Annotated in this window: 3 protein-coding genes and 1 pseudogene; all 4 read left to right on the top strand. The window is 76.7% G+C overall.

Annotated features, from left to right (window positions below):
- Positions 1-2: 2 nt before the first annotated feature.
- Positions 3-5720 (top strand): annotated as a pseudogene (locus ACZ4M8_RS22975) (type I polyketide synthase); the annotation flags it as partial.
- 97 nt (positions 5721-5817) lie between these two features.
- Entirely contained in the window at positions 5818-11334 is a 5517-nt protein-coding gene (locus tag ACZ4M8_RS22970) for a type I polyketide synthase (protein WP_467610604.1), read from the top strand.
- Positions 11335-11383: 49 nt separating this feature from the next.
- Positions 11384-13336, top strand: coding sequence for a beta-ketoacyl synthase N-terminal-like domain-containing protein (locus ACZ4M8_RS22965; RefSeq protein WP_467610157.1), 1953 nt, complete (start codon positions 11384-11386; stop codon positions 13334-13336).
- 14 nt (positions 13337-13350) lie between these two features.
- Complete coding sequence (locus tag ACZ4M8_RS22960) at positions 13351-14937, top strand: long-chain-fatty-acid--CoA ligase (protein ID WP_467610155.1); 1587 nt, start codon at positions 13351-13353, stop codon at positions 14935-14937.
- The last annotated feature ends 22 nt before the right edge of the window (positions 14938-14959 follow it).

Genomic DNA, 14959 nt, shown 5'->3' with positions numbered 1-14959 from the left:
TCCGCGCGCACCTGGAGGAACTGCTGGGGTACGCCGTTCCGGAGGACGCGTCGGAAGTGCCCTTCCTCGACCTGGGGATCGACTCGCTCACCGCGGTCGACCTGCGGGACCGGCTCGGCGCCGGGAGCGGTCTGCGCCTGCCGTCGACCCTGGTCTTCGACCACCCCACCCCGGCGGCGCTCGCCGCCCACCTCGACACCCTGCTGACGGACACCGCCCCGGCCACGGAACCGGCGGCCGGTGACAGCGCACCGGCGGCCGCCGCCGGGCCCGCCGCTCCTGAGCACGCTCCCGAGCCCGCCCCCGACGGCCTTGACGGCGACGATCCCGTTGTCATCGTCGGCATGGCCTGCCGCTTCGCCGGCGGCGTCGGCTCGCCCGAAGACCTCTGGCGGCTGCTGATGGCCGAGGGCGACGCCATCGGCCCGTTCCCCGGTGACCGGGGCTGGGACCTGGACGCGCTGTACGACCCGGACCCCGACCACCCCGGCACCAGCTACGTCCGGGAGGGCGGTTTCCTCGACGCCGCCGGGTTCGACGCCGCGTTCTTCGGTATCTCGCCCCGCGAGGCGCTCGTCATGGACCCGCAGCAGCGGCTGCTGCTGGAAACGTCGTGGGAGGCGCTGGAGCGTGCCGGGATCGACCCCACCGGGCTGCGCGGCTCCCGTACCGCGGTCTACGCCGGGGTGGCCGACTTCGATCACGCGCTGACCGCCCGGCCCGTCCCGGACAGCGACATGTACTACACGACCGGCACGCACCACAGCGTCGCCTCCGGCCGTATCGCCTACACGCTCGGTCTGGAGGGCGCGGCCCTGACGGTCGACACGGCGTGCTCGTCGTCGCTGGTGACGCTGCATCTGGCGGCGCAGGCGCTGCGCCAGGGGGAGTGCACGCTGGCGCTGGCCGGCGGTGCGACGGTCCTGTCCGGGCCCAGCGTCCACCTGGGCTTCAGCCGCCAGCGCGCCCTGTCCCCGGACGGCCGCTGCCGCGCCTTCGCCGACGCCGCCGACGGCTTCGGCCCCGCCGAGGGTGTCGGGATGCTCGTTCTGGAGCGGTTGTCGGACGCGGTGCGGGCGGGGCGCCGGATTCTGGGGGTGGTGCGGGGTTCGGCGGTGAATCAGGACGGTGCGTCGAACGGTCTGACGGCGCCGAGTGGTCCGGCGCAGCAGCGGGTGATCCGTCAGGCGCTGGACCGTGCCGGTCTGTCCGTACGTGATGTGGACGTGGTGGAGGCGCACGGTACGGGGACCGCGCTGGGTGACCCGATCGAGGCGCAGGCGCTGCTCGCGACGTACGGGCAGCGCGCGCCGCAGGACCCGCCGCTGTTGCTGGGTTCGGTGAAGTCCAACATCGGGCACACCCAGGCCGCCGCCGGTGTCGCCGGGGTCATCAAGGCCGTCCTCGCCCTGGAACACGGCGTCGTCCCGGCGTCGTTGCACGTCGATGCGGTCTCCTCGCACGTGGACTGGGCGGCGGGCGCCGTCGAGGTCGCCCGGGAGACGGTGCCCTGGCCGGACACCGGCCGCCCTCGCCGCGCCGGCATCTCCTCCTTCGGCATGAGCGGCACCAACGCCCACGTGATCGTCGAGCAGGCACCGCCCGCGGCGGAGCGGGATCCGGCGCTGGTGCCGCGCGGCGCCGCCGGGCCGCTGCTGTGGCCGGTGTCCGGACGCGGGGACGCCGCGCTGCGCGCCCAGGCGGGACGGGCGGCGGAGTACCTGCGCACCACCGGAGCGCCGGACGCGGTGGTGGCCGCCGCTCTCGCCGGACGTACCGGGTTCGAGCGGCGGGCGGTGGCGCTCGCCGCCGACCGGACGGCCGCGGCCACCGCGCTGGACGCGCTCGCCACCGGCCCGGCGCCGGACTCCGTCGTCACCGGCACCGCCGCGGGCAACGCGCCCACCGGCGGCACCGTGCTGGTCTTCCCCGGCCAGGGCTCCCAGTGGGCCGGTATGGGGCGGGAACTCCTCGACGCCTCACCCGTGTTCGCCTCCTGGGTGGCCCGCTGCGAGGAGGCGTTCGCGCCCTACCTCGACTGGTCGCTGACCGCGCTGCTCCGCGACGAGGACGACGCCGTCTCCCTCGACCGGGGCGATGCGGTGGTGCAGCCCGCGCTCTTCACCGTCATGACCGGACTCGCCGCACTGTGGCGCCACCACGGGGTGACCCCCGCGGCGGTCGTCGGGCACTCACAGGGCGAGATCGCCGCCGCGTACGTCGCCGGGGCCCTCACCCTCGACGACGCCGCGAAGATCGTCGCGCTCCGCGCCGGGCTCCTCACCGAACTGGCCGGACGCGGCGCGATGGCCACGGTGATGCTCGGCCGCGCCGAGACCGAGGCGAAGCTCGCGGCCTGGGGAGGCGCCCTCACCATCGCCGCCGTCAACTCCCCCTCCTCCACCGCCGTGTCGGGCGACGCCGCCGCGGTGACGCAATTCCTCGACGGGATGGCCGCCGACGGCGTCTGGGCCCGCCGCATCCCCATCGACTACGCCTCCCACTCCGCCCACACGGAGATCCTGGCCGACCGGCTGCACACCCTCCTCGCGGACGTGACACCGCTGCCCGGCAACGGCGTGCTGTTCTGCTCGACGGTCACCGGGCACGTGGTGGACCCGGCGACGCTGGACGCCGCGTACTGGTACCGCAACCTCCGCGAGACCGTCGACTTCCAGGGCGCCGTCACCCACCTCCTGGGGCGCGGCTTCCGGGTCTTCGCCGAGGCGAGCGCCCACCCCGTCCTGACGACGGCGGTGGACCGGATCCTGGAGGAGGGTGGGTACGAGGGCGTGGTGCTGGAGACGCTGCGCCGCGCCGAGGGCGGCGCGGACCGTCTCGCCCGGTCGCTGGCGCAGGCGTACGTCCGCGGCGTCGACCTGGACTGGCCCGCCGTCCTCGGTGCCGATCCGGCCCGCGCCCGCACGCTCCGTACCGAACTGCCGACGTACGCCTTCCGGCACGAACGGTTCTGGCCCGCGCCGCCCGCCGGCCGCGGGGACCCGGAAGCCCTCGGCATCACCGCCGCGGACCACCCCTTCCTGGGCGCGGCCCTCACTCTTCCCGCCACCGGCGGCACCGTGCTGACCGGCAGGATCTCCCTGGCGGCGCAGCCCTGGCTCGCCGATCACGCCGTGGGCGGCGCCGTGCTGCTCCCGGGCACCGCCTTCGTCGAATTGCTGCTGCGCGCCGGTCAGGAGACCGGCTGCCCGCAGATCGCCGAACTCGTCCTGGAATCCCCGCTGTTCCTGCCCGCACACGGCGCCGTCCACCTCCAGGTCGCCGTCGACGCACCCGACGGCAACGGCGACCGCGCCGTCACCGTCCATGCCCGCCCCGGCGGCGCTGTGGACACACCCTGGACCCGGCACGCGACGGGGACACTCACGGCGGACGGGACCCCGCCGGACCAGGCCGGTCCCCACGGCAGCACCCTCCCCGCCCCCTGGCCCCCGCCCGGCGCCCGCCCCGTCCCCCTCGACGACTTCCACGACCGGACCGCCGCCCGCGGCTTCGGCTACGGGCCCGCCTTCCGCGGGCTGCGCGCCGCCTGGCGGGACGGCGACACCCTCCTCGCCGAGGCCGAACTGCCCGACGCCGTCCCCGACGCCGGACGGTTCGCCCTGCACCCCGCCCTCCTCGACGCGGCGGTCCACCCGATGCTGCTGAACGGCGGGCTCGACGATGTGGCCGGCGGACCCTGGTTGCCGTTCACCTGGAGCGGTGTCCGCGTCCACGCCACCGGCGCCGACCACCTGCGGGTCCGGCTGACCCCGCAGGGCACCGGCACCGTCACCGTCGAACTGGCCGACGCCACGGGCACACCCGTCGCCACCGCCCGCTCCCTGGTCACCCGGCCCGTCCCCGCCGACCGGCTCCGCCCCGCCGCCGACAGCCGCGCCCTGCACCGGCCCGTGTGGCAGCCCTGGGACCTGCCCGCCGCGGCCGGCCCCGACGCCACCTGGGCGGTGCTCGGCACGGCCACCGCCACCTGCCCGCCGGGCCTGCCCGTCCACCCCGGCCTCCCCGCGCTCCGCGCCCGCCTCGACGCCGGGGAACCGGCGCCCGCCGCCGTCCTGCTGCCGTGCACCGGCCCGTCCGGCCCCGACCTGCCCGACGCGGCACGGACCGCCACCACCACGCTCCTCGACACTCTCCAGCAGTGGCTCGCCGACGACCGGTGCGCCGCGACCCAGCTGGTGATCGTCACCTCCGGTGCCGTCGCCGCCGGTCCGGGGGAGGACGTCACCGACCTCGCGGCGGCACCGCTGTGGGGCCTGGTGCGCTCGGCGCAGACCGAGAACCCCGGCCGGTTCCTCCTCGTGGACAGCGACGGCAGCGACGCCTCCCGCCGCGCCCTGCCCGCCGCCCTGGCCGCCGCGCGCACCGCCGGTGAACCGCAGCTCACCCTGCGCGCCGGACGGGCCGCACGGCTCCGCCTGACGCCGTACCGCCCGGTGGAGGGCCCCGCACCGCACACCGCGCCCGCCGCCCCCGACCCGGACGGCACTCTGTTGATCACCGGCGGCACCGGCACTCTCGGCGGCGCCCTCGCCCGTCACCTGGTGCGCCGCCACGGCTTCGCCCACGTCGTCCTCGCCTCCCGCCGCGGCCCCGACGCGCCGGGCGCCGCGGACCTCGTGACGGAACTGACCGCCCTGGGCGCCGCGGTGACCGTCGCCGCCTGCGACACCACCGACCGCGCCGCACTCACCGACCTCCTCACCGCCGTGCCCGCCGCCCACCCGCTGACCGCCGTCGTACACGCCGCCGGAGTCCTGGACGACGGCGTCGTCCCCTCGCTCACCGCCGAGCGCACCGCCCGTGTCCTCGACCCCAAGGTGCGGGCCGCCTGGCACCTCCACGAACTGACCCGGGGCCACGACCTGGCGCTGTTCGCCCTGTTCTCGTCCGCCGCCGGGCTCCTGGGCACCCCCGGACAGGCCAACTACGCCGCCGCCAACACCTTCCTCGACGCCCTCGCCGCACACCGCGCCGCCCACGGCCTGCCCGCCACCTCTCTCGCCTGGAGCCTGTGGGAGGAGTCGACCGGCCTCACCCGCCACCTCGACCAGGACGGCCTCACCGCCCGTCTCGCCCGCCTCGGCGTCGGCACCCTCGGCACCGAGCAGGGCCTCGCGCTCTTCGACGCCGCGACGGCCACCGCCGAACCCCTGCTGGCCCCCGTCCCGCCGGCCCCGGCCGCCGCGCCCGCCCACGGCGCCGAACCGCCCGCCCTGCTGCGCCCCACGGCACCACCCGCCCCGCGCCGCGTCGCCTCCGCACGGACCGACGCGGAACCGGACGGCCTGGCCCAGCGGCTGCGGGCCGCCGCACCGGCCGAGCGCGACCGCATCCTGCGCCGGCTGGTCCAGACGGAGGTCCGCGCCGTCCTCGGCGCCCAGGACCGGGACGCGGCACCCGACCGGCGCCTGGGCGACCTCGGCTTCGACTCCCTCACCACCGTCGAACTGCGCAACCGCCTCTCCCGCGTCACCGGCCTGCGCCTGCCGTCCACCCTGGTCTTCGACCACCCCACCCCCGCCGACATCGCCGGCTACCTGCGCGAACGGCTGCTCCCGGACGACACCGCACCGCAACCCGCGCCCCCGGCCGGGCCCACCACCGTTCACCGCCCCGGCGCCCCCGAGGACACCGCCGACATCGCCGCGATGGACGTGGACGCCCTGGTCCGGCTCGCCCTCGACGACCACTCCTGACGGCACGGCAACAGCGAGGTCCGCAATGGAAACCCCCGACACCCCCGGTACGCCGCCGGCACCCGACGCCAAGATCGTCGAGGCGCTGCGCGCGTCCTTGACCGAGGCACGGCAGCTGCGCCAGGAGAACCGGCGGCTGCGCGACGCCGCCGACGAGCCGATCGCCGTCGTCGGCATGGCCTGCCATTACCCCGGCGGCATCGACTCGCCGGAGGACCTGTGGGACGTGGTCACCGCCGGGGGCCGCACCCAGGGCCCGTTCCCCGGCGACCGGGGCTGGGACCTGGACGCGCTGTACCACCCGGACCCCGACCACCCCGGCACCAGCTACGTCCGGGAGGGCGGCTTCCTCGACGCCACCACCGGCTTCGACGCCGCGTTCTTCGGCATCTCGCCCCGCGAGGCGCTGGCGATGGACCCGATCCAGCGGCTGCTGCTGGAGACCTCGTGGGAGGCGCTGGAGCGGGCCGGGTTCGACCCGGCCACGGTCAAGGGCAGCCGCACCGGCGTGTTCACCGGCGCCTTCCCGTCCAACTACTCCCTCCTTCTCCAGCCGGTGTTCGACCAGGTCGAGGGGTACTTCGACCTCGGCACCACCTCCAGCGTCGCGGCCGGCCGCATCGCCTACGTCCTCGGTCTGGAGGGCCCGACCCTCGCCCTCGACACGGCGTGCTCGTCGTCGCTGGTGACGCTGCATCTGGCGGCGCAGGCGCTGCGCCGCGGGGAGTGCACGCTGGCGCTGGCCGGCGGCGTCACCGTGATGCCCACCCCCACCGTCTTCATCGAGTTCAGCCGCCAGCGCGCCCTCTCGCCCCAGGGCCACTGCAAGCCCTTCGCCGACGCCGCCGACGGCACCTCCCTCAGCGAGGGCGTCGGCGTCCTCGTCCTGGAGCGGTTGTCGGACGCGGTGCGGGCGGGGCGCCGGATTCTGGGGGTGGTGCGGGGTTCGGCGGTGAATCAGGACGGTGCGTCGAACGGTCTGACGGCGCCGAGCGGCCCCTCCCAGCAGCGGGTGATCCGTCAGGCGCTGGACTCGGCGGGCCTGTCGGCGGCCGATGTGGACATGGTCGAGGCGCACGGCACCGGCACCGCGCTGGGTGATCCGATCGAGGCGCAGGCGCTGCTCGCGACGTACGGGCAGCGCGCGCCGCAGGACCCGCCGCTGTTGCTGGGTTCGGTGAAGTCCAACATCGGGCACACCCAGGCCGCCGCCGGTGTCGCCGGGGTCATCAAGGCGCTGCTGGCGATGGAGCACGGCGTCGTCCCGGCGTCGTTGCACGTCGATGCGGTGTCCTCGCACGTGGACTGGGCGGCGGGCGCCGTCGAGGTCGCCCAGGAGGCGGTGCCCTGGCCGGTCACCGGCCGTCCCCGCCGCGCCGGCATCTCCTCCTTCGGCGTCAGCGGCACCAACGCCCACGTGATCGTCGAGCAGGCACCGCCCGCGGAGCCCGTCCCGGACACCGGCGCGACGGCCCCCGCCGTGGCTCCGCTGCTGTGGCCGGTGTCCGGACGCGGGGACGCCGCGCTGCGTGCCCAGGCGGGACGGATCGCGGAATTCCTGCGCACCGGCCGGGCGGCGGAGCTGCCCGACACAGCGGTGGCGGGCGCACTCGCCGGCCGCACCGCCTTCGAGCACCGCGCCGTCGTACGGGCCGCCGACCGGACCGCGGCCGCCGCGGCGTTCGACGCGCTCGCCGCCGGGGTCGAGGACCCCGCCACCGTCACCGGCACCGCCGCGGAACACCCCGGTGAGGGCATCGCCTTCGTCTTCCCCGGCCAGGGCTCCCAGTGGATCGGTATGGGCCGCGAACTCCTCGACACCTCACCGGAGTTCGCCGCCTGGGTGGCCCGCTGCGAAGCCGCCTTCGCCCCCTACCTGGACGTATCGCTGACGGCATTCCTGCGCGGCGCGGCCGACGGCCCGGACCGCTACGAGGACCTGTCCGCCGTACAGCCCGCGCTCTTCACCGTCATGACGGGGCTCGCCGCACTGTGGCGGCGCTGCGGAGTGGTACCGGCGGCGGTCGTCGGGCACTCGCAGGGCGAGATCGCCGCCGCGTACGTCGCCGGGGCCCTCACCCTCGACGACGCCGCGAAGATCGTCGCACTGCGCGCCGACTGCCTCAACGCCCTCACCACACCCGGCGCGATGGCCTCCGTGCTGCTCGGCCGCGCCGCCGTCGAGGAACGGATCGCAGCCCAGGGCGGCCGGCTCACCGTCGCCGCCGTCAACTCACCGTCCGCCACCACGGTCTCCGGTGAGCCCGCCGCCGTCGAGGCGCTTCTCGCCGCCCTCGCCGCGGACGGCGTCCGCGCCCGCCGCATCCCCGCGGAACGCGCCGGACACTCCGCCGACGTGGCGGAGGTCGAAGGCCGGCTGCGCGCGGCCCTCGCGGACCTGACGCCGCTGCCCGGCAACGGCATCGCGTTCTGCTCGACGGTCACCGGCCGGGAGGAGGACCCGGCGACGCTGGACGCCGCGTACTGGTACCGCAACCTCCGCGAGACCGTCGACTTCCAGGGCGCCGTCACCCACCTCCTGGACAGCGGGATCCGTACCTTCATCGAGGTCGGCCCGCGGCCCGTCCTGACGGTGGCGGCCGAGCAGATCGCCGAGGACGCCGGGCGCCGCTGTGTGGCGCTGGAGTCGCTGCACCGCGACGACGGCGGCGCGGACCGCTTCGCCCGGTCGCTGGCGCAGGCGTACGTCCGCGGCGTCGACCTGGACTGGCCCGCCGTCCTCGGCGCCGACCCCCGGCAGGCGGACGCGGCCCGCACCGCACTGCCGACCTACGCCTTCCGGCACGAACGGTTCTGGCCGGTGCCGCCCGCCGCCACCGCCGGGGACCCCGCCCACCTCGGCGTCGGCGCGGTGGACCACCCGCTGCTGGGCGCGGCCGTCCCCCTTCCCGGCACCGGCGGCACGGTCCTGACCGGCCGGATCTCCCTGGCGGCGCAGCCCTGGCTCGCCGATCACGCCGTGGGCGGCGCCGTGCTGCTCCCGGGCACCGCCTTCGTCGAATTGCTGCTGCGCGCCGGTCAGGAGACCGGCTGCCCGCAGATCGCCGAACTCGTCCTGGAAGCTCCGCTGTTCCTCCCCGACGAGGAGCCCGTCCGCCTCCAGGCCGCCGTCGACGCACCCGACGGCAACGGCGACCGCGCCGTCACCGTCCACGCCGCCACCGGTGACGACCCGGACGCCCCCTGGACCCTGCACGCCAAGGGCACCCTGACCGCCGGACACCCCGCCCCGGAACCGGCCCCCGCCGCCTGGCCGCCGCCCGGCGCCACCCCCGTCCCGCCCGAGGAGCTGTACACCCGCCTCGACGCCATCGGCGCCGACTACGGCCCCGCCTTCCGCGGACTGCGCGCCGCCTGGCGGGACGGCGACACCCTCCACGCCGAACTCGCCCTGCCCGAGGGCACCGGCCACGCGGGGTTCGCCCTGCACCCCGCCCTCCTCGACGCGGCGCTCCACCCGCTCGGGCTGACCGGCCCCGGGCTGCGCCTGCCGTTCGTCTGGCGCGGCGCCCGCCTCCACACCCCCGGGGCCACCGCGCTACGCGTCACCCTCACCCCCGAGGGCACCGGCACCGTCGCGGTGGCCGCCACCGACCCCGCCGGCCGTCCGGTGTTCACCGCCGACGCCCTCACCCTGCGCCCCGTCGACCCGGCGGCCGTCGCCGCGTCCGGCGGCGCACACCGCGACACGTTGTTCCGCACCGTCTGGCAGCCCCGGCCCGCAACCGGCCCGGCCACCGGCACCTGGGCCGTCCTCGGCCCCGGCCTGCCCGTTCCCGGCGCCCGCCGCTACGACCGGATGGCCGACCTGCGGGCCGCGACGGCGGCGGGCGAGGCGCCGCCCGACGTTCTCGTGGTGCCGCTGCCCGGACCGGAGAGCGCCGCACCCGACGGGAACCTCGCCGACCGGACCCGCACCGCCACCACCGAAGCGCTGACCCTGCTCCAGACCTGGCTGGCCGACCCCCGCCCGCCCGGCCGGCTGGTACTCGTCACCCGCGGTGCCGTGGCGGCCACCCCCGGCGACGGCGTCCCCGACCTCGCCCATGCCGCCCTGTGGGGCCTGGTCCGCTCCGCGCAGCAGGAACACCCCGGCCGCCTCGTCCTCCTCGACACCGACACCGACCCCGCCTCACCGCGCGCCCTGCCCACCGCCGTCGCCACCGGCGAACCCGAACTCGCGCTGCGCCACGGCACCGTCCTCGTCCCCCGTCTGGAACGCGCCGGGACACCGTCCCCGGCGGACGACGCGCCCCTCGACCCGGACGGCACCGTCCTGATCACCGGCGGCACCGGCGTCCTGGGCGCCCTCGTCGCCCGCCACCTCGTCACCGCGCACGGCGCCCGCCACCTCCTCCTCACCGGCCGCCGGGGGCCCGACGCGCCCGGCGCCGACGCCCTCGCCCGCGATCTGCGCGCCCTCGGCGCCACCACCGTCACCCTCGCCGCCTGCGACGCCGGGGACCGGGAAGCCCTGGCCGCCCTCCTCGGCGCGGTACCCCCGGACCGGCCGCTGACCGCCGTCGTGCACGCCGCCGTCACCCTCGACGACGGCGTCCTCACCGCCCTCGACACCGACCGGCTCGCCCGCGTCCTGCGGCCGAAGGCCGACGCCGCACTCCACCTCCACGACCTCACCGCACACCTGCCGCTCCGCCGCTTCCTGCTCTTCTCCTCCACCGCCGGGCTGCTCGGCGCCCCCGGACAGGCCAACTACGCCGCCGCCAACACCCTCCTGGAGGCCCTCGCCCGCCACCGGCACGCCGCCGGGCTCCCCGCCACCACCCTCGCCTGGGGTTACTGGGAACGCACCGCCACCCGTGAGGAACAGCTGGACCGCGACGCCCTCGCCGCCCAACTGCGCCGCACCGGCATCCGCCCGCTCCCCACCGACCAGGGACTGGCCCTCCTCGACACCGCGCTGGCCGCCGCCGAACCCGTCCTGGCGGCCGTCCGGTTCGATCTCACCGCCCTGCGGGAGCGGCCCGGCGGCCCGCCGCCGCTCCTGACCGGCCTGCTGCCCGCCGCACACCGCCCCGCCCCGCCCGGCACCGGCCCCGACGCGCTCCGCGCCCGGCTCGCCGCCCTCGACGCCGACGGACGCGCCGCCGCCCTGCTCACCCTCGTCCAGGAACGCGTCGCCGCCGTCCTGGGGCACCCCGCCGGACAGGCCGCGCGGACCGTCCCCGCCGAACACCACCTGACCGACCTCGGGTTCGACTCGCTCACCGCGATGGCGCTGCGCAACGCCCTCGACGAGGCGACCGGCCTGCGCCTGCCCGCCACCCTCGTCTTCGACCACCCCACCCCCGCCGCGCTCGCCGCGGACCTCGACGCCCGGCTGACCCCCGACGGACCCGCCGCACCGCCGCCCGCGACCGGGGACACCCCCGGCGCGCTGACCGGCGCACTCGACCGGCTCGCCGCCGCACTGGAGAGCGCCGCACCGGACGAACGGGCGGACGCCGCCGCCCGGTTGGCGGCGCTGCTCGCCGGGGTGCGCGCCACCGGCACCGACCCGGACGCCGGGCTGGACGCCGCCACCGACGAACAGCTCTTCGGCCTCATCGACGAGGAACTCGGCACCCGCTGACGGCCCCCGCCCCGCCCGTACCCGCTCCGACCCGCCCGAGGAGGCATCCATGGCAGACGAACGCCAGCTGCGGGAGTACCTCAAACGCGTCACGCTGGAACTGCGCCGCACCCGGCGGGAGCTGGCCGAGGCCGAGGAACGGTGGCACGAACCGGTCGCCGTCGTCGGGATGGCCTGCCGCTACCCCGGCGGCGTCGAGACCCCCGACGACCTGTGGCGCCTGCTGGACGAGGGCCGCGACGCCACCTCCGGCCTCCCCGACGACCGGGACTGGGACGAGGTGCCGGGCGCCACCCGCGGCGGATTCCTGCGCGGCGCGGCCGACTTCGACCCCGCTCCGTTCCGGATGACCGACGAGGAGGCCGACCTGTGCGACCCCCAGCAGCGCCTGCTGCTGGAGACCGCCTGGGAGGCGCTCCAACGCGCCGGCGTCGACCCCACCGCCCTGCGCGGCAGCCGCACCGGCGTCTACGCCGGGGTGATCTACAACGACTACGGCGGACGGGTCCGCGACGCGCCGGACGACACCCTCGGCGCCCTCCTGGTCGGCAGCGCCCCGAGCGTCGCCTCCGGCCGCATCGCCTACACCTTCGGCCTCCAGGGCCCCGCCGTCACCGTCGACACCGCCTGCTCCTCCGCGCTGGTCGCCCTGCACACCGCGCTGAACGCACTGCGCGCCGGGGAGACCGACCTCGCACTGGCCGGCGGCGCGTCGGTGATGGCGACACCCACCGCACTCACCGCGTTCGGCGCCCAGGGGCTGCTGGCGCCCGACGGCCGCTGCAAGTCCTTCGCCGCGCAGGCGGACGGCTGGGGCGTCGCCGAGGGCGCCGGTCTGGTGGCGCTGGAACGCCTCTCGGACGCCCGGCGCCACGGCCGCACCGTCCTCGCCGTGATCCGCGGCTCCGCCGTCGTCCAGGACGGCGCCTCGCACGGACTGACGGCGCCCAACGGCCGGGCCCACCGGCGGATGATCCGGCAGGCGCTGGCCGCCGCCCGCGTCCCCTCGCACTCCGTCGACGCGGTGGAGGCGCACGGCACCGGCACCCCGCTGGGCGACCCCATCGAGGCCCAGGCCCTGTTCGACACCTACGGCGCCGAGCGCGAGGCGGAACGCCCCCTGTGGCTGGGCTCGATGAAGTCCAACATCGGCCACACCCAGGCCGCCGGCGGCATCGGCGGTCTGATCAAGATGGTCCTCGCCCTGCGGAACGGGTACCTGCCCCGCACCCTGCACGCCGACTCCCCGTCACCGCACCTCGACTGGTCCGCCGGCACCGTCCGCCTGCTGACCCGCGCCGTCCCCTGGCCGGCCGCCCCCGGCCGCCCCCGCCGCGCCGCCGTCTCCTCGTTCGGCATCAGCGGCACCAACGTCCACGTGATCCTGGAGGAGGCACCGGCCGACGCGCCCGGGGAGACCGCGACCGGCGAGGACGCGGGCGGTCGGACCGCGGCCGAAGCCCCTGCCGGGGGCACGGCCCCGGGCGGGGCCGTGCCCGGAGCGCCCGCGCCCGGCCACGCCCCGGCCGCCGGAGCCCCCGCCGGGAAGTGCCCGGCCCCCGCAGCCCCGGACCCCGCCCCGCCCTGGCCGCTCTCCGCCGCCGACGAAGCGGGGCTGCGGACCCAGGCCGCCCGCCTCGCCGCGCACCTCACCGCGCACCCCGGAGCCACCGTGCTCGACGTGGCCCGTACCCTCGCCGCCGCCCACGCCGGACTGCCGTGCCGCGCCGCGGTCCTGGGCGGTGACCGGGCGGCCAGGCTGCGCGCCCTGACCGCCCTCGCCGACGGCACCGACGCCCCCGGTCTGCTCCGCCCCGGCCACCGCACCACCCCCGGCACGGCCCCGGCCCCCGGCCCGGACACCGCCCTCGCCGAGGCCCACTGCCGGGGCGAACGACCCGACTGGGACGCCGTGTTCGCCGGCACCGGGGCCCGCCTGACCGAGCTGCCCACCTACGCCTTCCGGCGCCGCCGCCACTGGCTGCGCGCCGCACGTATCTGAAGGGCTGGTCCGCCATGACCGCACCCACCGCGCCTCCGCCGTCGCACCGCACCCTCGACGCCCGGCTCGCCCACCACGCCGTCCACCGGCCCGAACACCCCGCGCTCCGCTGCGCCGGCGTCGAGGTCACGTACGGACGGCTGTACGCCGAGAGCGCCCGCGGCGCCCTCGCCCTCTCCGCCTCCGGTCTCACCAAGGGCTCCCGCGTCGGCTACCTCGGCAAGGAGTCGGCGCGCTTCTACGAGCTGCTGTACGCCTGTGCCGCGGCCGGCGCGGTCCTCGTCCCCGTCAACTGGCGCCTCGCGCCCACCGAGGTCGAGTACATCCTGCGCGACTCCCGCGCCGAACTCCTCTTCACCGAGGCCGAGTTCCTGCCCACCGCCCACAAGATCCGCCCCGACCTGCCCGACCTGCGGGACCTGGTACTCCTCGACGGCACCGACGCGTCGGCCCGTACCTTCAAGGACTGGAAGGACGCCGGGCGCGGTGCCCCGGCCCCCGCCCCGTCCGCCGCCGACGACGCCGTCGCCCAGATGTACACCAGCGGCACCACCGGTCTGCCCAAGGGCGTCGTCCTCGCCCACCGCAGCTTCTTCGCCGTCCGCGGACTGCTCGACGGCGCCGGGCTCGACTGGATCGACTTCCGCCCCGACGACATCAGCCTCATCGGCATCTCCGGCTCCCACATCGGCGGCCTGTGGTACGCCACGCAGGGCTTCAACGCGGGCGTCACCAACGTCGCCCTGCGCTCCTTCGGCGGCGGCGAGGTGCTGCACCTCATCCGGGAATCCGGCGTCACCACCGCCTTCCTGGTCCCCGCCATGCTGCTGATGCTGCTCTCCGAACCGGATGCCGCGGAAGCCGACTTCGCGACCCTGCGCAAGGTCGTCTACGGCGGCTCGCCGATCTCCGAATCCCTCCTCCAGCGGTGCATCACCGTCCTGCGGTGCGACCTCGCGCAGATCTACGGCCTCACCGAGACCGGCAACACCGCCGTCTGCCTGCCGCCCGCCGACCACGTCCCCGGCAGCCCCCGTCTGCGTGCCGCCGGACGCGCCTATCCCGGCATCGAGCTGCGGATCACCGACCCCGACGGCCGCGTGCTGCCGCCCGGCGAGACCGGCGAGGTCTGCATCAGAACGCCCGCCCGCATGCTGGAGTACTGGCAGTTGCCCGACGCGACCGCCGCCACCCTGCGCGACGGCTGGATCCACACCGGCGACGCCGGGTACCTCGACGCGGACGGCTACCTCTTCATCCAGGACCGCATCAAGGAGATGATCGTCCGCGCCGGGGAGAACATCTTCCCCGCCGAGGTCGAGAACGCCCTCGGCGCCCACCCCGCGGTCCTGGACGCCGCCGTCATCGGCGTCCCCGACGACCGCTGGGGCGAAGCCGTCCACGCCTTCCTCGCCCTGCGCCCCGGCGCGTCCGCCACCCCGTACGAACTCCGTACCTTCCTGCGTGACCGGCTCGCCGACTTCAAGATCCCCGGCCGCTACACCGTCATCGACGCGATTCCCCGCAACCCCAGCGGCAAGATCCTCCGCCGCACCCTGCGCGAGCGGTTCTGGGCCGGCCGCGACCGCGCGGTCAACTGACCTTCTCCGCCCGCTCCCTCCC

It is taken from the genome of Streptomyces sp. NPDC027185, from assembly GCF_055567035.1.
The sequence above is the reverse complement of the archived record's forward strand: the minus strand, read 5'-3'. Positions and strand labels throughout refer to the sequence as shown.

What these genes read in the sequence shown, in the direction of transcription:
- ACZ4M8_RS22965 (WP_467610157.1), top strand. Translation starts at nt 11,384, where the DNA reads ATGGCAGACGAACGCCAGCTGCGGGAGTACCTCAAACGCGTCACGCTG.
- ACZ4M8_RS22960 (WP_467610155.1), top strand. Translation starts at nt 13,351, where the DNA reads ATGACCGCACCCACCGCGCCTCCGCCGTCGCACCGCACCCTCGACGCC.